This window comes from Burkholderia sp. AU45274, assembly GCF_030482505.1.
Taxonomy (GTDB): Bacteria; Pseudomonadota; Gammaproteobacteria; order Burkholderiales; family Burkholderiaceae; genus Burkholderia.
On the sequence record NZ_JAUJQE010000015.1, the window covers coordinates 85,548 to 105,846 of the forward strand.

At 69.2% G+C, this 20,299-nt stretch carries 15 protein-coding genes; 9 read left to right on the forward strand and 6 right to left on the reverse strand.

Going from position 1 to position 20,299, the window contains the following annotated elements; translation table 11 throughout:
- The first annotated feature begins 129 nt into the window (after positions 1-129).
- From QZM35_RS34185 to QZM35_RS34200, 4 genes are all read left to right on the forward strand, one after another.
- Positions 130-1,332 carry a collagen-like triple helix repeat-containing protein gene (locus QZM35_RS34185; RefSeq protein WP_301777582.1) on the forward strand — a complete coding sequence of 401 codons (1,203 nt, stop codon included), beginning with the start codon at positions 130-132 and terminating at the stop codon, positions 1,330-1,332.
- A 266-nt stretch (positions 1,333-1,598) separates the two neighbouring features.
- Positions 1,599-2,567 carry a PRC-barrel domain-containing protein gene (locus tag QZM35_RS34190; RefSeq protein ID WP_089431522.1) on the forward strand — a complete coding sequence of 323 codons (969 nt, stop codon included), beginning with the start codon at positions 1,599-1,601 and terminating at the stop codon, positions 2,565-2,567.
- Positions 2,564-3,823 carry an MFS transporter gene (locus QZM35_RS34195; RefSeq protein ID WP_039370460.1) on the forward strand — a complete coding sequence of 420 codons (1,260 nt, stop codon included), beginning with the start codon at positions 2,564-2,566 and terminating at the stop codon, positions 3,821-3,823. Before QZM35_RS34190 ends, QZM35_RS34195 begins: the two co-directional genes overlap by 4 nt.
- Before the next feature lie 41 nt (positions 3,824-3,864).
- Entirely contained in the window at positions 3,865-4,431 is a 567-nt protein-coding gene (locus QZM35_RS34200; RefSeq protein ID WP_089426010.1) for an aromatic acid exporter family protein, read from the forward strand.
- A gap of 66 nt (positions 4,432-4,497) precedes the next feature.
- Here the strand turns inward: QZM35_RS34200 and QZM35_RS34205 are convergent, their stop codons facing one another.
- A complete protein-coding gene (locus tag QZM35_RS34205) occupies positions 4,498-4,878 on the reverse strand; it encodes an RcnB family protein (RefSeq protein WP_089473314.1) in 381 nt (126 codons plus the stop codon).
- A gap of 106 nt (positions 4,879-4,984) precedes the next feature.
- Positions 4,985-6,736, reverse strand: a complete 1,752-nt coding sequence (msbA, locus tag QZM35_RS34210) for a lipid A export permease/ATP-binding protein MsbA (protein ID WP_069248513.1) — start codon at positions 6,734-6,736, stop codon at positions 4,985-4,987.
- A 224-nt stretch (positions 6,737-6,960) separates the two neighbouring features.
- Between msbA and QZM35_RS34215 the strand changes: the two genes are divergently transcribed.
- From QZM35_RS34215 to QZM35_RS34225, 3 genes are all read left to right on the forward strand, one after another.
- Positions 6,961-7,713, forward strand: coding sequence for a glycosyltransferase family 2 protein (locus QZM35_RS34215; RefSeq protein WP_174976202.1), 753 nt, complete (start codon positions 6,961-6,963; stop codon positions 7,711-7,713).
- Positions 7,714-7,833: 120 nt separating this feature from the next.
- On the forward strand, positions 7,834-8,676 hold the full coding sequence (locus QZM35_RS34220; protein WP_089431526.1) for a glycosyltransferase family 2 protein: 843 nt from the start codon (positions 7,834-7,836) through the stop codon (positions 8,674-8,676).
- Between the two features lie 135 nt (positions 8,677-8,811).
- Positions 8,812-10,092, forward strand: a complete 1,281-nt coding sequence (locus QZM35_RS34225) for an O-antigen ligase (RefSeq protein ID WP_089431527.1) — start codon at positions 8,812-8,814, stop codon at positions 10,090-10,092.
- Positions 10,093-10,238: 146 nt separating this feature from the next.
- Here the strand turns inward: QZM35_RS34225 and QZM35_RS34230 are convergent, their stop codons facing one another.
- The 3 genes from QZM35_RS34230 to dnaE all read right to left on the reverse strand — a co-directional run bounded on the left by QZM35_RS34230 (position 10,239) and on the right by dnaE (position 16,522).
- Positions 10,239-11,417, reverse strand: a complete 1,179-nt coding sequence (locus QZM35_RS34230) for a glycosyltransferase family 9 protein (RefSeq protein ID WP_089426016.1) — start codon at positions 11,415-11,417, stop codon at positions 10,239-10,241.
- A 175-nt stretch (positions 11,418-11,592) separates the two neighbouring features.
- On the reverse strand, positions 11,593-12,684 hold the full coding sequence (locus QZM35_RS34235) for a glycosyltransferase family 9 protein (RefSeq protein WP_089426017.1): 1,092 nt from the start codon (positions 12,682-12,684) through the stop codon (positions 11,593-11,595).
- Positions 12,685-12,991: 307 nt separating this feature from the next.
- Positions 12,992-16,522, reverse strand: a complete 3,531-nt coding sequence (gene dnaE / locus QZM35_RS34240) for a DNA polymerase III subunit alpha (protein WP_301777583.1) — start codon at positions 16,520-16,522, stop codon at positions 12,992-12,994.
- Positions 16,523-16,738: 216 nt separating this feature from the next.
- Between dnaE and QZM35_RS34245 the strand changes: the two genes are divergently transcribed.
- Positions 16,739-17,593: a sulfurtransferase gene (locus QZM35_RS34245; protein ID WP_089426019.1), complete on the forward strand. Its 855-nt coding sequence runs from the start codon at positions 16,739-16,741 to the stop codon at positions 17,591-17,593.
- 22 nt (positions 17,594-17,615) lie between these two features.
- Complete coding sequence (gene gluQRS, locus QZM35_RS34250; RefSeq protein ID WP_089426020.1) at positions 17,616-18,509, forward strand: tRNA glutamyl-Q(34) synthetase GluQRS; 894 nt, start codon at positions 17,616-17,618, stop codon at positions 18,507-18,509.
- A gap of 184 nt (positions 18,510-18,693) precedes the next feature.
- Here the strand turns inward: gluQRS and QZM35_RS34255 are convergent, their stop codons facing one another.
- Positions 18,694-20,250: a DEAD/DEAH box helicase gene (locus tag QZM35_RS34255; protein WP_301777584.1), complete on the reverse strand. Its 1,557-nt coding sequence runs from the start codon at positions 20,248-20,250 to the stop codon at positions 18,694-18,696.
- Positions 20,251-20,299 lie beyond the last annotated feature (49 nt).

Below are 20,299 nucleotides of genomic sequence, written 5' to 3' on the forward strand. Positions count from 1 at the left end.
GAAAACGCGACACGGCGACAGGCCAATCAGGGAGACAACCAACAATGCGCCAGCCGCTTCCCATCGCAGCGACACATTGACGCACGCGAAGGCCGCCTGACACCACTCTCCAACGAATACGAGGACGACATGGATACGCCTACCACCCATCAAGCAGGACTCCGAATGATCATGATCGCGGCTGGCGTCGCAGCGCTGGTGTCGCTGTCCGCGTGCGGCGGCTCCGGCTCGCTGAGCCAGGGCACCGGTGGCGCAGGATCGGGTTCGGGCGATACGACGGCCACGACCGGCGGCACGAGCAACGGCTCGGGCAGCGGCTCGACCGTCGGCAGCACGGGCAGCGGCAGCGGCTCGGCGGGCAGCGGCGCATCCGCCAATGCCCTCGGCCAGACGATCGACTCGTCGAGCAACATCGTGACGGCCGCGGGCGGCGCGGTATCGAGCGTCGGCACGACGATCGCCGGCCAGTCGCTGCCCGGCACCCATGCGTCGACCACGCAAGGTCTCGGCACGGTCGTCCAGGATGCCGGCGCGGCCGTCACGACGCTCGGCACCGGCCTCGGCTCGGGGCTCGGCCAGCTCGGCGCATCGTCGAACCCGGTCGGCACGACGGTCGCGAGCACCGGCGGCGTGGTCACGAACCTCGGCGACGCGGTCGCCGCGACCGGCGGCGTCGTGTCGAGTCTCGGCGCCAGCGGTTCGGCGCTGGCGCCGCTCGCGCCCGTCACATCGCCGGTCGGCGGCGCGGTCACGATGCTCGGCAATACGATCGCAGGCGGCGGCGCGACGCTCGGCACGCAGTTGTCGACCGGCCCCGTCGCGCAGGTCACGGGCGCCGCCAGCTCGGCGATCACGCCGATCACGGCGCAGGTCGGGTCGGTCACGCAGACCGTCGCGTCGAGCACGCCGCTCGGCGCACCGCTCACGAACCTCGTGACGACGGTCGGCAACGGCGTCGCGAACGCCGGCACGACGATCGCGAAAACCGGCGGGAATCCGGTGACGACCGGCGTCGGCAACGTCGTCACCGCGACCGGCAACACGGTGGCCACCGCCGGCACGGCGCTGCTGGGCGGTGGCGGCGCCGCGACGAGCCCGCTCGCACCGGTCACGGGGCTCTTGTCGACCGGCGCACTCGGCGGCGCGACGGGCGGCAGCAACCCGGCCGGTGCGCTCACGTCGGCGGTCGGCACCGTGACGGGAGCGGTGTCGGGCGCAGCCGGCGGCTCGCCCGTCGCGGGGCTGACGGGCGGCAGCGGCACCGGTGCGCTCTCGAAAACGGGCGGCGTGCTCGCCCCCGTGACGACGACGCTCGGCGCGCTGGTCAAGTAAGCGGCAGGCCGGCACGGCGCCCGCATCGTCGCAGACGATCGGGCGCCTTCGACTTGGCCTGAGCCTTAGCCTTCGCCTTCATTCACCCCCTTCCCCACCCCGCGATCCCTTCCTTTTCCCGACAGTCCGCCTCCAGCCAGCCATCGAAATCGGACCTGAAAGCAAGACACGTTAAAATCTCACCTCGCGTGGTGCGCCGCCCGCACCCGCCATCCATCGCCAGCCGCGTGCCTCCGGGCCGCCCCCGACCCATGGAGTGAGTGTCAATGAGCGGCGGACCTCCGTTTCCCGCATCCCGCAGCAAGTCGTTGCCGTCCTCGACGGTTTTCCTGATCCTCGCCGCCGCCGCGCTGCTGTCCGGCTGCGGGCTGCTGCCGGTGCAGAATCCGCCCGCGCCGATCAGCGAGGCGCTCGTCGAGCCCGTCGAGGAAACCGCCGGCGAACCGCTGACGATGCCGCCCGTGCCCGCGCCGACGCACCCGGAGGAACCGGAAGCGCCGAAGAAGCCGCACCGCGAAGCCACGCGGCCGAAGCCCGTGCAGCGCCCCGAATCGCCGACACCGCCGCCGCCGCCTCCGCCGCCGATCGTCGCGACGCGCCCGCTCGACCGCACCCAGATCCATGCGCTGCTCGACAGCGAAGTCGCGCGCCGCAACGGCAAGGTGATCGGCCGCGCGGTCGACATGGTGACCGACGCGAGCGGCAAGCCGCGCGAGATGATCGTGAACCTGCAGGGCTTCATGGGCGTGGGCGACCGCAAGGTCATCTTCCCGTGGAACGTGTTCCGCTTCACGCCCGGTGGCAAACAGGAGCCGATCGTGCTCGACGTGCCGTCGGGCGACCTCCCGCCGGCCGCGCGGCCCAAGGCCGTGCCGCTGTCCGGTTCGGCCGCCGCCTCGCCTGCGACGCGGCTGCCGATGCTCGACAGCGACGTCGAGCGCCCGAACGGCACGAAGATCGGCCGCATCGTCGACGTGCTGATCGACCGCGCATCGCAGCCGCAGGCGGTCGTGCTCGACCTCGGCGGCCTCGTCAATACCGACCGCCGTTCGATCGCCGCGAGCTGGGGCGCGCTGCGCTTCGTCACGCGCGACAAGGCGCTGCATCCGCAGCTCGACCTGAACGACGCACAGATCAAGGCGTCGCCGCCCTACGCGGCCGACAAGCCGATCGTCGCGGTTTTCCCCCCGCCCGTTGCCCCGGCACCGGCTTCGTCTGCGAGCGCGACCCGATGACGATCAAGCATTCCGTCAGCGCACGCAGTCTCCGGTCCCTCGACTGGCTCAACTTCTTCGTTGCAAACGTTCAAACAGGGTTCGGTCCGTTCATCGCGTCCTACCTCGCGTCGCACAAGTGGACGCAGGGCGAGATCGGCATGGTGCTGTCGATCGGCACGATCAGCGCGATGGTCAGCCAGGTGCCCGGCGGCGCGGCCGTCGATGCGCTGAAGAACAAGAAAGGCGCGGCCGCGTGGGCGATCGCGGCCATCATCCTGTCCGCGGTGCTGCTCGCGTCGAGCCCGACGATCGTGCCGGTGATCGCCGCCGAGGTGTTCCACGGCTTCGCGAGCTGCATGCTCGTGCCGGCCATGGCCGCGATCTCGTTCTCGCTCGTCGGCCGCGCCGACCTCGGCGACCGGCTCGGCCGCAACGCGCGCTGGGCGTCGATCGGCAGCGCGGTCGCGGCGGGCCTGATGGGGCTCACCGGCGAATATTTCTCCGCCCGCGCGGTGTTCTGGCTGACCGCCGTGCTCGCGCTGCCCGCGCTGTTCGCGCTCGCGATGATCCAGCCGACCCACGAGGTGATCCCGCAGTCGTCGAAGCCCGACGATCGCGACGAAGCCGGCGAACGCGAAACGCTGCTCGAGCTGCTGCGCGACCGCCGGATGCTGATCTTCGCGGCGTGCGTCGTGCTGTTCCACCTGTCGAACGCGGCGATGCTGAACCTCGCGGCCGGTGAAGTCACGGCCGGGATGGGCGAGAACGTGCAGCTCGTGATCGCCGCGTGCATCATCGTGCCGCAGGCCATTGTCGCGATGCTGTCGCCGTGGGTCGGCCGCTCCGCGCAACGCTGGGGGCGCCGGCCGATCCTGTTGCTCGGCTTCTCGGCGCTGCCGGTGCGCGCGCTGCTGTTCGCCGGCGTGAGCAGCCCGTACCTGCTGGTACCGGTGCAGATGCTCGACGGCATCAGCGCGGCCGTGTTCGGCGTGATGCTGCCGCTGATCGCGGCCGACGTCGCGGGCGGCAAGGGCCGCTACAACCTGTGCATCGGGCTCTTCGGGCTCGCGGCCGGGATCGGCGCGACACTCAGCACGGCCGCGGCCGGCTACGTCGCCGATCACTTCGGCAACGCCGTGAGCTTCTTCGGGCTCGCGGGCGCCGGTGCGCTCGCGGTGCTGCTGGTCTGGCTCGTGATGCCCGAAACGCGCGTCGCGAACGGTGACGCGGCCGCCGACGAACCGGCCGCCGCATCGCCCGAACAGGCGCGCTGACCCCGGCGCGCCGCCGTTACCCGCTTCTTGGCCAACGCATGATGGATACGATCAGGACACTCAACGAAGCCCGCCAGCAGATCCAGCAGTCGATCTTCGACCTGTTCAAGGGGCTGTCATTCAGCGAGCGGCTCGCCCAGGGCGGGCTGATGGCGCTCCAGGCCGTGTGCGGCGCCTGCCTCGCGTACGTGATCGGCCGCGCGCTGCACACCGAGCAGGCCGTGTGGGCGGCGATCACCGCGATCGCCGTGACGCAGCACAACTACTCGGACACGATGTCGCTGTCGCGCGACCAGTTCGTCGGCGCGATGGTCGGCGGCGTGCTCGGCTTCGCCGGCGCGGCGCTCGGCGGCGACCGCCTCGTCGCGTATGCGATGACCGTCGCGGTCGTGATCGTCTGCTGCTGGTGCCTGAACGTCGGCAGCGCGGCACGGCTCGGCGGCGTGACCGCGACGATCGTGCTGCTGTTTCCGGGCAACGGCCCGCTGTGGGACATTCCGCTGATGCGGCTCGGCGAGGTGACGCTCGGCACCGTGTGTGCGCTGGGCGTGTGCTGGGTGATGTCGAAAATCGAGCGCCGCTGGTTCCGCCACGCGGCGGCAAAGTGACGCGTTGATCCGGTTGCCCGGCGCGCATCGCGGCATCGCGCGATCCGTGCCGGGCCGTCGGCCAGGTCAGTTGCCGATCCGCAGCACGATGCCGGAACCGATCTGCACCAGCAGGTGATCCCCGCCGACGCCGACCCATTGATAGCCGCGCGGCGGCGGGCTCAGGCGATAGCCGCGCCAGTCGTCGATCACGTACTGGCGATCGCGGAACTCGGGCGGAAGCCGGTCGCCCTTGTGCCATTCGCGGCGCGGCTGGTCGGCCCAGCGCGGCGGCACGTCGTCCTCATGGCGCATCTGGCCGGGCGGCATGTGTTTCGGGCCGTGGCCGCGCTGCATGCCGTGGCCACCCTGGTCGTCGTGGTGGTCGTGATCCTGCGCCATCGCGGCCGGCGCGGCGAAACCCGCCGCAATCAGCGCAGCCAGCATCATTCCGTGCATCTTCTTCATCGTGCCTTCCCTCCGTGTTGTCACGTCGAACGAAACCACTCGGACTGCCCGATGAAGACTAGCACACGGTATCGCGGGGCCACATGATCGCGCATATGACCGCGCGTTACGCCGCCTGCTGCTGGTACTGGATCCGGTGCAGGTGCGCGTAGAGGCCGCCGTGGCGCAGCAATTCGTCGTGGCTGCCCTCCTCGACGATCTTGCCGGCCTCGAGCACGAGAATGCGGTCCGCGCGCTCGATCGTCGACAGCCGGTGCGCGATCACCAGCGTCGTGCGGCCTTCCATCAGCCGCTCGAGCGCGGCCTGCACGTGGCGCTCCGATTCCGAGTCGAGCGCCGACGTCGCTTCGTCGAGGATCAGGATCGGCGCGTCCTTGTAGATCGCGCGCGCGATCGCGAGCCGCTGGCGCTGGCCGCCGGACAGCCGCATCCCGTTGCCGCCGACGAGCGTGTCGAGCCCGTCGGGCATCGCGGCGACCGCATCGGCGAGGTTCGCGGCCTCGAGCGCGGCCTGCACGCGCGCGCGGTCGGGCGTCTGCCCGTACGCGACGTTCGCGGCGATCGTGTCGTTGAACAGCACGACGTCCTGGCTGACCATCGCCATCTGGCCGCGCAACGCGTGGAGGTCGTAGTCGGCCACCGGCACGCCGTCGACCAGGATCGCCCCGTCGGTCGGATCGAAGAAGCGCGGCAGCAGGTTCACGAGCGTCGTCTTGCCGCTGCCCGACGGGCCCGCGAGCGCGATCATTTCACCGGGCGCGACCTTGAACGAGATGCGGTCGAGCGTCGGCCGCTCGGCCGCGCCGTAGTCGAACGTCACGTTGCGGAACTCGATGTCTCCGCGCGCCTGGGCGAGCGGCCGGCCGCCGCCCTGCGGCTCGGCCGGTTCGTCGATCAGCCCGAAGATCAGTTCGGCGGCCGTCATCCCGCGCTGCAGCGGCTGGTTGACGTCGATCAGGTGCTTGAGCGGCGAGATCACCAGCAGCATCGACGTGACGAACGCGACGAAGCCGCCGACCGTCGTCTGGTCGTTCGACGACTGCACGACCGCGATCGTGATCACGACCGCGAGCGCGATCGACGCGAGGAATTGCGTGAGCGGCTGCGCGAGGCCGCCGGAGATCGTCATGCGCATCGCGTAGCCGCGCAGGCGCTTGCTCATCTGCGTGAAGCGGTCCATCTCGTACGCTTCGCCGTTGTGCACCTTGACGACCTTGTAGCCGCCGACCGTCTCCTCGACGATGTACGACAGCTCGTTGGTCAGCGTCTGGTGCTCGCGGTTCAGGCGGCGCAGGCGGCGGTTGATCTTGCTGACGAGCCAGCCGATGCCCGGCAGGATCACCGCGACGATCAGCGTGAGCCGCCAGTTCAGGTAGAACAGGTAGCCGAGCAGGAAGATCACCGTCAGCGAATCGCGCACGAGCGTGACCATCACGCCGGTCAGCACCGACAGGATCTGGTTGACCTCGAACACGATCGCGTTGATCACCGTGCTCGCCGTCTCGCGCTGGAAGAACGACGCGCCCGTATGCAGCATCCGCTGGAACATCTCGAGCCGCAGTTGCAGCAGAATGCGGTTCGACACGTAGTTGAGCAGGTAATTCGACGCGTACTGCGACACGCCGCGCACGAGCGCGAGCCCGATCACGGCCATCGGCACGTACCATTTCGCGCGGTCGCTGCCGTGCGAGCCGAAGCCGTGGTCGAGCAGCGGCTTGAGCAGCGCCGGAATCCCGGCCTCGGTGGCCGCGACGACGCCCATCGTCATCACGGCGAGCACCACGATGCCGATCAGCGGCCGGATGTACGGCCACAGGCGCTTGAGGACCGTCACGGGCGAGGTGCCCGTGCCGTCCATCGGTTTGCGAAGAGTGTTCTGGGTTTCCAAGGCAATCCTTCTTGAGCCGCGATGCGGCGCCCGGACGTGGCCGCCCGGGAATTCGCCCTGTCGGGCGGGTGCCGAAAAGGGCTCAACATTATAGCCGCACCGCCCCCGCCGGCACGGTCCTGGCCGATGCGGGCGGCGCCCGGGCCGCGGGTATACTGCCGCTCACCGTTTTCTCCGCCTTTTCCGACGATTTCATGGCTGAACCCTCCCTCGGCGTCGCCCTCATCGCCCTCAACGCGTCCGCGCGGCTTGCCCAGTGCCTGGCCGCGCTGTCGTTCGCCGACGACGTCGTCGTCATCGACGGCGGCAGCACCGACGATACCGTCGCGATCGCGCAGGCGCACGGCGCGCGCGTGATCGTCGAGCGCGACTGGCCGGGCTTCGGACCGCAGAAGAACCGCGCGCTCGACGCGCTCGACACCGACTGGATCCTGTCCCTCGATACCGACGAAGTCGTCACCCCGGAACTCGCGCAATCGATCCGCGACACGCTCCGCGCGCCGGCCGCGCAGGTCTATGCGGTCGACCGCCTGTCGAGCTTCTGCGGCCAGTGGATCCATCACAGCGGCTGGTATCCGGACTGGATCCCGCGCCTGTTCCGGCGCGGCGCCGCGCGCTTCTCGGACGATCTCGTGCACGAGCGCCTCGTGTTCGACGGCGCCGCGCAGCGGCTGTCCGGCAAGCTGATGCACTACTCGTACGAGGATTTCGAAACCGTCGTGCGCAAGCTCGACGCCTATTCGACGGCCGGCGCGCGCCAGCGCCGCGCGGCCGGCCAGCGCGGCGGCTTCGGCAAGGCGCTCGCGCGCGGCGCCTGGGCGTTCGTGCGCACCTACGTGCTGCGCCGCGGCTTCCTCGATGGCCGCGCCGGCTTCATGATCGCCGTGTTCAACGCGGAAACCGTGTACTACCGTTTCCTGAAGCTCGGCCACGAACAGGCCCGCTGAGCACCCGCCCGGCAGGGAGCCGGCCCGGCGTTACAATGCCGGGCTGCCCGCGCCGCGCGTGCCCGCCCGACCGGCGGCGCCACGCGCCGCCCGCCACGACGACTACCGAATCCGACCGCCATGTTCTCCATCATCATTCCGACCTGGAACAACCTGCCGTACCTCAAGCTCGTCGTCGACAGCCTGCGCCGCCACTCCGCGTACGACCACCAGATCATCGTGCACGTGAACGACGGCTCGGACGGCACGCTCGACTGGGTGCGCAGCGAAGGGATCGAGCACACCGCGTCGCCGACCAACATCGGCATCTGCCATGCGGTGAACTGGGCCGCCGCGCGCGCCACGCGCGACTACGTCGTCTACATGAACGACGACATGTTCTGCTGCCCCGGCTGGGACACGGCGCTCGTGCGCCGCATCGAACAGATGCCGACCGACCTCTTCATGCTGTCGGGCACGATGGTCGAGCCGGTCGACACGCGCAACCCGTGCGTCGTGGTCAGCAATTTCGGCCGCGACGCCGAACATTTCGACGCGGCGGGCCTCGTCGCGGCGGCTCCGAAGCTCGTGCGCGCCGACTGGCTGGGCTCGACCTGGCCGCCGACGCTCGTGCACCGCGACTGGTGGAACCGGATCGGCGGCTACAGCAGCGAGCTGTCGCCCGGCATGAGCAGCGACAACGACTTCTCGATGAAATTCTGGGATGCCGGCTGCCGGATCTTCATCGGCGTCGGCGACAGCCTCGTCTACCACTTCCAGCAGAAGAGCACGGGCAAGATCGTCAAGAACGATGGTCGCCGCCAGTTTCTGAACAAATGGGGCATGACCCAGGCGACGTTCGACCGCCACTACCTGCATCGCGGCGAGCCGGCGGGCACGCGCATCGCGCTCGACACGCCGGCCGTGGAAGGCAGCCTGAAGCGCGCGCTGCTGCGCTCGCGGATCAAGCGCGCGTTCAGCTGATCGCGCCCCGAAAACGACACGGAAACGCGCGCTGCTTCGCGTATACTCTGCGCCGTTCGTCCCGGATCTCCCGCCGGGGCGCGCGGCGCGCAGCACGACGTACGCAAGCCGCATTCGTCCATTCGACAGGTTCCGATGCTTTCGTTTTCCGCTCCCGCCTCGCGGCGCCTGACCGCCGCCCGCGCATTCGCCGTCGCCGCGCTCTGCATGGTGCCCGTCTCGACCGCGCTGACCAACGTGTTCTGCGGGCTGTTCGCCGCCGCGCTCGTGATTTCCCCCGAATTCTGGCGTGACCTGCGCTCGTTCGTCACCGACCCGGCCTCGCTCGCGGCGCTGCTGATCCTGGCCGCGCTGGCCGCCAGCGTCACCTATACGGTCGCGCCGCACAACAAGGCGTGGAGCTGGGTCGCCAAGTACGACAAGCTGCTGCTGCTGCCGTTCGCCGTGCTCGCCTTCCGCCATTCGAACTGGGCGCCGATCGTGCGGCGTTGCTGGTTCGGCACGCTGTGCGTGATCCTGCTGCTGTCGACCACCAACTATCTCGGCCTGACCGCGATCGGGCCCGCGCACGCGACCGAGCTGCCGCTGTCACGCGCCTGGGTGTTCAAGAACCACATCGCCGCCGGCATGTTCGGCGCGCTGCTGTTCTACCAGGCGGCCGATCTCGCGCTGGCGGCCCGCACGGCGCTGTCGCGCGCTGCATATGCGGGCGTTGCCGCGTGGTCGCTCGTCAACGTGTTCGTGATGCTGCAGGGTCGCACCGGGCAGGTCATCGCGCTGCTGCTGATCCTCGTCGTCGCCGTGCGTTTCGTGCTGTTGCTGCGCCGGCAATCGGCGCTGCGCGCGGGGCTCGCCGCCGGCGCGTTCGTGCTGGCCGGCATCGCGCTCGTGGTCGCCGCGTGCACGGTTCACAACGGCCGGCTGACGAAGGTCGTGACTGAAGTGCAGCAATACCGGCAGAGCGACGCGGTCACGTCGACCGGGCTGCGCCTCGAGTGGTACAAGAAGGGGCTCGAGTTGTATCGCCAGCGCCCGGTGATCGGCTATGGCGCGGGCGGCCTCGAATCCGAATTCGAGCGGCTCACGGCCGGCAAGACAGCAGCCGCAGGCCAGCTCACGTCGAATCCGCACAACGAATACCTGCTGATGGCCGTGCAGCTCGGCACGCTCGGGCTGGTGCTGTTCATCAACCTGATCGTGCAGATCGCGCGCGGCAGCCGTACGCTCGATCCGCGCTCGCGGCATCTGCTGCTCGGCTGGCTCGCGATCTTCGCGATCGGCAGTCTCGCGAATTCGCTGCTGCTCGATTTCGCCGAAGGGCACCTGATCGTGCTGCTGGCCGGCATCCTGCTCGGCTGCGGCGAGCGCGCCGAGGCGCTGCCGCGCGAAACGTCGGCGATCCGGCGCAGCGCGTAACGCGCAGCGGCCTGCGCTCCGCTGGGGGCCGACTCCGGCCACAGCGGCGTTCTTCACGATCGAGCTTCGACGGAAACGGGCCGGGCCGCTGGCGCGTCGCAAAACAAGCCGCCTGAAACCGGCGGAAAACGCGCGTCGCCCGCGCGTCAGTCGGATCCGGCGCGGTGCAGTCGCGACGTATCGACGACGGCTTCGGCTGGGCCAGGCGGATTCAGCCCGAGCATCTCGGCCGCCGCCGCTTTCACGCGCTGCGCACCGAGATTGACGAGGCAGTCGCTGCGGCTGTCGACCTTGCGCTCGCAGCCCTCGTGCCGGCACGGCACGCAATCCCCCTCCCCCTGCAGCAGCCACACGTTGCCGTGCCGCCCCGAGCCGCGCAGCGGCCACGGATTCTCAGTCGCCGGCCAGTGCTGCGGCCACGGCCCCCAGCGCACGGGGTCGGACGGGCCGAACAGCGCGATCGTGTCGGTGCCGGTCGCGGCCGCGACGTGCGTCGCGCCGGTGTCGGGCCCGATGAAAAGCCGTGCGCGCCGCACGAGTTCGGCGCTTTCGCCGAACGTCAGGCGACCGACCAGGTTCAGTACATCGCCGCCCGCTTCGGCCGCGACCTGCTCCGCATACTCGCGCTCGCTGTCCGCCGGGCCGCCCGACAACGCGACCGCGAAGCCGTGTTCGCGCAGCCAGCCGATCATCTCGACCCAGCCGTCGAGCCGCCATTGCTTGTAACGGAACATCGGATACGGATGCAGGACGACCAGCGGCTTGCCGGCGCGGATCGCCGGCGATTCGGCCAGCCACGCGTCGAAGCGCGCGCGCCGCGCCGGATCGTCGCCGATGCCGGGCGCGACGACCTCGGACACCGGCTCGATGCCGATCACGGGGGCGAGCGCCAGCGTGCTGACGACCGTATGCGCGGATTCGTGGTGATTGATCGCGATCCCGTTCAGCATCATCCGCGTGAGCCACGTCACGCGGTTCGGATCGACGAGGCCGACTCGCTTGCGGCCCGCGAACCAGCTGTAGAAGCGCGGCCGGTCGGAGCTCAGCGCCGCGCACGCGAGATCGTAGCGGCGCCACATCGATAGTGCGTCGCGCAGCCGCTCGCGGAACCCCGCGCGTTGCGCGACGACGATCACGCGCCGCACGTCCGGATTGTGCTCGAGCACGCCTTCGGTGCCGCGAAACACCAGCATGTCGATCTGCGCTTCAGGCCAGCGGGCCTTCAGCGAACGGACGAGCGGCGTCGTCAGCAGCACGTCGCCGATACGGCGCGGCGCGGCAACGAGGATGGTTCTGGGCGGGCGGGCGGAAGAAAACAGGGCCACGGCGGGTGTGTCTGGCTGGCTGAACAAGGCTGGCAATGTACAGGATTTTGCAGCAGCCGGCGCGACATGGCGAATCGGCCGTCCGGTCAGCCTGATGCGGCCCCGCTCACGAGTTGCTGCGCGGCAGGCGCACCGCGCGCCGGTGGCGTACGCGGGGCCTGCGATACCCGTGGCGCTACGAAGCGATGGTCATGATCACCGGCGTCGCAGCGGCAGCCGCGGGCTGAGTGTGTGCTGCGTCGGCCAACCGTTCGTCGCGATGGGTGGCCTGCGGCAGCAGGTGATTCACCGCACGCTCGACCGCGTCGACGCCGATCGCATCGACGGTCGCGCCGGCGCGCACGATCACGTGCGGCACACCGAGCGGATGCCAGCGCAGGTATTTCTCGGGACGGTCCTCGAACAGCGCGGCGACGGGCACGCCGAGCGCCGACGCGAGGTGCACGGGGGCGCTGTCGGCGGAGACGATCACATCGAGCAGGCTCGCCGCGGCCACCAGCTCGGCGACCGACGACGGCGCAACATGGCGCGCGCACACGTCGCGCCACGAGTCGCCCTCGGGGGCATGGCCGATGGCCGGGTCGCGGAACACGATCACGTCGGCATGCGGCGCGAGACGCCCGGCGAGGTCGCGCCAACGATCGGCCGGCCAGCGGCGCTCGACCGCCTTGTTCGTGACGAACAACCCGACGCGCGGCTTCGTGCGTGCGCCGAGCAGCCGGTACCACGCGTCCTGCAGCGCGCGGTCGGGATGAACCGACAACGCGAGGCGGTCGACGTCGGCGCGGCCGAGTTCGGGTACGAGCCGGAAACCCGACAACGCCTCGTGGCACATCGGCCGCTCGGCGACATGCTCGGGCTTGCGATCGTCGAATTCCGTCTCGGCATCGTGCCAGCGACAATCCTTCGCGCCGATCTGGCGCGCGAACTGCACGCTGCTGCGATGCATGCCGCCGTTCGGCACGACCACGAGGTCGAACCGCAAGCGACGCAGGCGACGCACCAGCCGCAGCCGGTCGAAGAACGCGCGCATCCGCCCGGGACGGTCGTTGCGCTCGCATTGACGGCTATAGACGTAGGTGTGGATCGTGTCGACGTCCGGGTTTCCGTCCAGCGCGGCCGCGTTGTAACGGTTCGCGACCACATGGAGTTCCGCGCCGGGCCAGCGCTCCTTCAGCGCGCGGAGAAACGCCGTCGTGCACAGCATGTCGCCCAGAAAATCGATCCGGATCACGAGGATCCGCTGCGTCGGGTTCACATTGGCCATGGTCATGTGGGGACTGTCAGTTTTTGTCGTCGCGACGAGCCATTTCATAGCATCCGGTTCCGGGACGGCCGGGTCGCCTATCGCGGCTCGCCGCACGGATCCGCCCCCGCTTATGTGCGCGATCCCGGCGCAATCTGCCGGACAAGCGGCGGTCAGCGCCGCGTTCGTGCAGCTAGCGCCGGATTGTATAGCGTCCGGATGGCCAGCCCAAGACCCGCTTGCGTGAACCTGCAAAAACGGCCCGCCGCACCGCACGATGGCGATGCGACGGGCCGCATGGCGCGACGGCCGTTCGGCGTAGGCGCGATCAGTACGTGATTTCGACGACGCTGCCGTCGAACGTCGCACGCAGCTCCGCGAGCAGCACGTCGCTCGGCTTCACGCGCCATGCGTCGCCGAGGCGCATTTCACCCTGCGCCCGCGCGTTGCTGTAGTGGACCTGCACCGCAAGCCCGTTCGGCAGCGGCGCCTGCGGGCGACGACCACCATCGCGCCCGCCGCCGCGCGGCGCCGGTGCGTCGACCACGTTCGCCGCCGGATCGTCCTTCGACACGTGCGGCTCGAGCACGCGGCGCAATGCGGCTGCGTCGGCGTTGCCGTTCATCGTCAGCCGGACGGCCTGCGCATAGCGGCTGCGCGCGCGCTCGAGATCCATCACGGTATCGGCCGTGAAGCGGATGCCGCCCGTGAACGCGTCGTTGCGCGCCTGCCCCTGCACGATCAGCAGCTCGTCTTCCTTGAACAGCGCCTTGTTCGCCTCGAACTGCTCGTTGAAGATCGTGATCTCGCACTGGCCCGAGCCATCGTCGAGCAGCGCGATCAGCATCTTGCCGCGCTGGGTCATCTGCGTGCGCAGCGACGCGATGATGCCGGCCACGAGCTTGTCGCGCCCTTCCTTCAGGTCGCCGACCTTCTGCCGCACGAAGCGGCGCACCTCGTCGCGATACGCGTCGAACAGATGGCCGGACAGGTAGAAGCCGAGCGCGCCCTTCTCTTCCTGCAGGCGGCGCTTGTCGTCCCACGCGGGCTCGTCGACGAGCGCATGCGCGTGCGGCGACTCGGCACCCATGTCGAACAGGCCGGCCTGCATCGCGTTCGCCTCGGCCTGGTCGGCCGCTTCCATCGCCAGCGGCACCGACGCGATCAGCTGCGCACGGTTCGTGTTCAGCGAATCGAACGCGCCGGCACGGATCAGCGCCTCGACCGTGCGGCGGTTGACGACGCGCCGGTCGATCCGCTCGCAGAAGTCGAACAGGTCGGTGAACGCCTTTTCCTCGCGGGCGCGCAGGATTTCCTCGATCGCGTTCTGGCCGCTGCCCTTCACCGCGCCGAGGCCGTAGCGGATCGTGCGCGAGCGCTTGCCGTCGGCTTCGGCGACCGGCTCGAAGCGGTAATGCGAAGCGTTGATGTCTGGCGGCAGCACGGCGAGGTTGTTCACGACGCAGTCGTCGAACAGGATCTTCACCTTGTCGGTGTCGTCCATCGCGAGCGTCATGTTGGCCGCCATGAATTCGGCCGGATGGTGCGCCTTCAGCCACGCGGTGTAGTACGCGAGCAGCGCATAGGCGGCCGCGTGCGACTTGTTGAAGCCGTAGCCCGCGAACTTCTCCATCAAGTCGAAGATCTCGTCGGACTTCTCGCGCGTGAGGCCGTTCTTCGCCGCACCCTCGGCGAAGATCTCGCGGTGCTTGGCCATCTCCTCGGGCTTCTTCTTGCCCATCGCGCGACGCAGCAAGTCCGCGCCGCCGAGCGAGTAGCCGCCGATGATCTGCGCCATCTGCATCACCTGCTCCTGATAGACCATGATGCCGTAGGTCTCTTTCAGGACGGGTTCGACGCGCGGATCCGGATACTCGACCTTCTCGCGGCCGTGCTTCCGTGCGCAGAAGCTCGGGATCAGGTCCATCGGGCCCGGACGGTACAACGACACGAGCGCGATGATGTCCTCGAAGCGATCGGGCTGCGCATCCTTCAGCATGCCCTGCATCCCGCGGCTTTCCAGCTGGAACACCGCGACCGTGTTGGCCTTCTTCAGGATCTGGAACGAGGCGGGATCGTCGAGCGGCACCTGCGCGAGCGACCAGTCGGCCTTCGACGGATCGAGGCGGCGGATGTAGCGCTCGGCCCAGTCGAGGATCGTCAGCGTCGTGAGGCCCAGAAAGTCGAACTTCACGAGGCCGACGGCTTCGACGTCGTCCTTGTCGTACTGGCTGACCACGCCGCCGTCGTCGCCCTGCGTGTACAGCGGGCAGAAATCGGTCAGCTTGCCGGGCGCGATCAGCACGCCGCCCGCGTGCATCCCGACGTTACGCGTGAGGCCCTCGACGCGCTGCGCGAGATCGAGCAGCTGGTGCACCTCGTCCTCGTGGTCGTAGCGCTCCTGCAGCTGCGGCTCTTCCTTCATCGCGTCGGCGATCGTCACGTGCTTGCCCGGCTTGAACGGGATCAGCTTCGCGATGCCATCGGTGAACATGTAGCCGAGGTCGAGCACGCGGCCGATGTCGCGCACGGCCGCCTTCGCGGCCATCGTGCCGAACGTGGCGATCTGCGACACGGCGTCCGCGCCGTACTTCTCCTTCACGTACTGGATCACGCGGTCGCGGCCGTGCTGGCAGAAGTCGATGTCGAAGTCGGGCATCGACACGCGTTCCGGGTTCAGGAAGCGCTCGAACAGCAGGTTGTAGCGCAGCGGGTCGAGGTCGGTAATGCCGAGTGCGTACGCGACCAGCGAACCGGCGCCCGAGCCGCGGCCCGGGCCGACCGGCACGCCGTTGTTCTTCGCCCAGTTGATGAAGTCCGCGACGATCAGGAAGTAGCCCGGGAAGCCCATCTTCGTGATGGTCCCGCACTCGAATTCGAGACGCTTGTAATACGTGTCGCGCTGCGCGTCGCGCTCGGCCTCGACCGGATACAGCTGCGCGAGACGGGTCTCGAGCCCTTCCTTCGACAGCTGGACCAGGTAGTCGTCGAGCGACATGCCGTCCGGCGTCGGGAACAGCGGCAGTTTCGGCTTGCCGAGCTCGAGCTTCAGGTTGCAGCGCTTCGCGATTTCGACCGTGTTCGCGATCGCCGACGGCAGGTCGGCGAACAGCGCGACCATGTCGTCCTGCGTGCGGAAATACTGGTCGGTCGTGAAACGCTTCTGGCGCCGCGGGTTCGCAAGGATGTCGCCTTCCGAGATACACACGCGCGCCTCGTGCGCGGTGAAATCGTCGTCGGTCATGAACTGCGTCGGGTGCGTCGCGACGACCGGCAGCTTCAGCGCCGCGGCGAGCGTTGCGGCCTGCTGGATGTACGCCTCGGCGCCCGGCTGGCCGTAACGCTGCAGCTCGATGTAGAAGCCGCCCGGGAACACCTTCGCCCAGCGCTCGGCGTGACGGCGCGCGGCTTCTTCGTTGCCCGCGGCAAGCGCGAGCCCGATATCGCCCTGTTGCGCGCCCGACAGCGCGAGCAGCCCTTTCGAGCGCTCGCCGTCGAGCCAGCTCGCGTCCAGCTCCGCACGGCCGCGGTACTGGTTCGTGAGCCACGCCTTCGACAGCAGCTCGCACAGATTCAGGTAGCCGACCTTGTCCTTGACGAGCAGCAGCAGCCGCGACGGCTTGTCGCGGTCGTCCGGATTGGCGATCCAGACGTCGCAGCCGGCGATCGGCTTGATGCCCTTGCCGCGGGCTTCCTGGTAGAAACGGACGAGGCCGAATGCGTTGCCGAGATCGGTGAGCGCGAGCGCGCCCTGACCGTCCGCGGCCGCCGCCTTGACGATGTCGTCAATGCGCACGATGCCGTCGGCAATCGAGAATTCGGAGTGAACGCGAAGATGGACGAAGCGGGGATCTGACATGGGCGCTATTGTAGCCGCCCCGCCGCGCAGGCTGCCCAAAAAATCCCCGCGCTGGCCGTTCGGCCGATGCGCGCGACCGCACGTCGCGCGGCTGGCCAAACGGCAGGGTGCCGGCCCGGACGCGGTTTGCGGGATAATACGGTTTTTCGAATCCACGCCCCGGCTTCGCACCCTTTTTTGCGGGCCGCCGTGCGGCCGTTTTCCCGTCGGACCATCATGACCATCGTCAACCTCGCCGCCTACCACTTCGTGTCGCTCGACGCGAACGAGCAATGGCGCCCGCTCGTCACCGCCCGCTGCAACGAACTCGGCCTGCGCGGCACGATCCTGCTCGCGCCGGAAGGCATCAACCTGTTCATCGCCGGCACGCGCGAAGCCGCCGACGCGTTCATCGCGTACATCCGCCACGATCCGCTGTTCGAGGGCAAGTTCGCGTCGCTGCAGTTCAAGGAGAGCCTGTCCGACTCGCAGCCGTTCCGCCGCATGCTCGTGCGCCTGAAGCGCGAAATCATCACGATGAAGAAGCCGGCGATCAAGCCGGAACTCGGCCGCGCGCCGTTCGTCGACGCGCGTACGCTGAAGACGTGGCTCGATCGCGGCCACGACGACACGGGCCGCCCGGTCGTGATGCTCGACACGCGCAACGCGTTCGAAGTCGACGTCGGCACGTTCGACGACGCGCTCGACTACCGGATCGACAAGTTCAGCGAATTCCCCGAAGTGATCGACGCGAACCGTGCCGACCTCGAAGGCAAGACGGTCGTGTCGTTCTGCACGGGCGGCATCCGCTGCGAGAAGGCCGCGATCCACATGAAGGAAATCGGCATCGAGAACGTGTACCAGCTCGAAGGCGGGATCCTGAAGTACTTCGAGGAAGTCGGCGGCGCGCACTATCACGGCGACTGCTTCGTGTTCGACTACCGCACCGCGCTGAATCCGCAGCTCCAGCCCACCGAGAACGTCACGTGCTTCGCGTGCCGCGCGGTCGTCACGCCGGAAGCGCAACAGTCGCCGAGCTACGTGCCCGGCAAGTCGTGCCCGGCCTGCGCACCGGCGGCCAGCGCTGCGTAAGCGCGCACTGCCCCGCGCCCCGATGACCGGCTATCGCGGCCGCTTCGCGCCGTCGCCCACCGGCCCGCTGCATTTCGGCTCGCTGGTCGGTGCACTCGCGAGCTGGCTCGACGCACGCGCGCACGGCGGCGCATGGCTCGTACGCATCGAGGATCTCGACGGCCCGCGCACGGTGCCGGGCGCCGCCGACGACATCCTCGCGACGCTCGCGCATTTCGGCATGACGCCCGACGAGCCGCCCGTCTGGCAAAGCACGCGCGATGCCGCGTATACGGCCGCGCTCGAACGGCTCGTCGCGGCCGGGCTCGTCTATCCGTGCGGCTGCACGCGCAAGGAAATCGCCGATTCGCTGCGCGCCGCGCACGAGCGCCATACGACGCTCGCGTACCCGGGCACCTGCCGCACCGGCCTGCACGGCAAGCCCGCGCGCGCGTGGCGGCTGCGCGTGCCGGACGGCGACGACGCGATCGTCACGTTCGACGATCGCTGGCAGCACACGCAATCGCAGAACCTCGCGACCGAAGTCGGCGATTTCGTGCTGAAGCGCGCGGACGGCCAATGGGCCTACCAGCTCGCGGTCGTCGTCGACGATGCCGATGCGCACATCACGCACGTCGTGCGCGGCGCCGACCTGCTCGACTCGACCGCACGCCAGATCCACCTGCAGCACTGCCTCGGCGTGCCGACACCGCGATACCTGCACGTGCCCGTCGTCGTCGATGCGAACGGCGAGAAGCTCAGCAAGCAGACGGGCGCGACCGCGCTCGAACGCGACGATCCGCTGCCGGCGCTGCGGGCCGCGGCCGCGCACCTGGGCCTCGCGCCCGACGGCACGCTCGCTGGCACGACGCTCGATACGTTCTACGCCGCCGCCACGGCCGCATGGGCGAGGCGCTTCGGGCCGCAGGCCGGCTGACGCACACGGCGCACCGGTTTCGCGGCGACCGGGCCTCAGCCGGATGCCGACCGCCCCCCTCGCCGACGCCACACGCCCGCCTCCCCCATCAAACCGCAGCCCCAATGAAAAGCGGGCACATGCTCATCGCATGCACCCGCTTCTGCAGCAGCGCTCGCGCGCTGCGCCGCCACGCCCGCCCGGCTTACGCCGACGGCTTGCGCGGCATCCCGAGCCCGCCGAGCAGTGCGGCGACCTGACGCTTCGGCCCCTTCTTCTCGGGCTGCTGCGCAGGCTGCGCGTCGTCCTGCTGCTTCGCCGGCGCCGACGGCTCATACGGCTTCAGGAAGAAATCGTCGACCGGCGCTTCGTGGCGACGGTGATGACCGCGCTCGGAACCGCCCGGACGGCGCCCCGATGCACCGCGATGCTCGTCGCGATCGCGACGGCCGCCTCGTTCACCGCCCCGCTCGCTGTTGCGATCGCCGCCGCGGTCGTTGCCGCGCTCGTCGTGACGATGGCGCGCCGGCTTGTCGAGCGCGAGCGTCTGCACTTCGAGCGGACGCTTGATCAGCTTCTCGATATCGGCGAGCTGCTTGCGCTCGTTCGGGCTGCACAGCGACAGCGCGTCGCCCGTCGCACCCGCACGGCCGGTACGGCCGATCCGGTGCACGTAGTCTTCCGCGCTGAACGGCAGGTCGAAGTTGATCACGGCCGGCAGTTCGGCGATGTCGAGGCCGCGCGCGGCCACGTCGGTCGCGACCAGCGCCTCTATCTCGCCGCGCTTGAACGCGTCGAGCGCCTGCATCCGCTCGATCTGCGTCTTGTCGCCGTGGATCGCCGACGCGACCACGCCGTCGCGCTCGAGATTGCGCGCAAGCCGGCTTGCTCCGATCTTGCTGTTGCAGAACACGATCACCTGCTTGAGGCCGCGATCGCGCAACAGCTGCACGACGGCCGCCTGCTTGTCGCCTTCGGCGACGTCGTAGACGATCTGCGTGACGTTCGCGTTCGTCGAGTTGCTGCGCGCGACTTCGATCGTCTGCGGGTTGCGCAGGTAGGTCGACGCGAGCTTCTTGATTTCGCCCGAGAACGTGGCCGAGAACAGCAGCGTCTGGCGTTCCTTCGGCAGCAGGTTCAGGATGCGCTGCAGGTCGGGCAGGAAGCCCATGTCGAGCATCCGGTCGGCTTCGTCGAGCACGAGGATCTGCACCTGGCCGAGATTCGCCGTCTTCTGCTGCACGTGGTCGAGCAGGCGGCCCGGCGTCGCGATCAGGATCTCGACACCGCGGCGCAACTCTGCCGACTGCGGGTTCATGTCGACCCCGCCGAACACGACCGCGCTGCGCAGCGGCGTGTGCTTCGCATACGCGTGCACGTTCGCGGCGACCTGGTCGGCGAGTTCGCGGGTCGGCGTGAGGATCAGCGCACGCACCGGGTGGCGCGCCGGAGACGCGCTCGTGTTGGCCTGCGGCAGCAGGCGCTGGATGATCGGCAGCGAGAAACTCGCGGTCTTGCCGGTGCCCGTTTGCGCGGCGCCCATGACGTCGCGGCCGGCGAGCACGACCGGAATGGCCTGCGCCTGGATCGGCGTCGGCGTCGTATAGCCCTGCTCCGCAATGGCTTTCAGGATATCGGCGGCAAGGCCGAATTGATCGAAGGTTGCGTCGACGGGCTTGGCGACAGAATCGGACATGGTGGCGTTTCGCTCAAAAGGCGCGGCGGGGACATCGTGCGTCAGGCCAGCCGGGCCTGCGCTCATCACAATTCGGAAATAGACGGAGCCGCGGCGCGCCGCGCGGCGCCGCTCT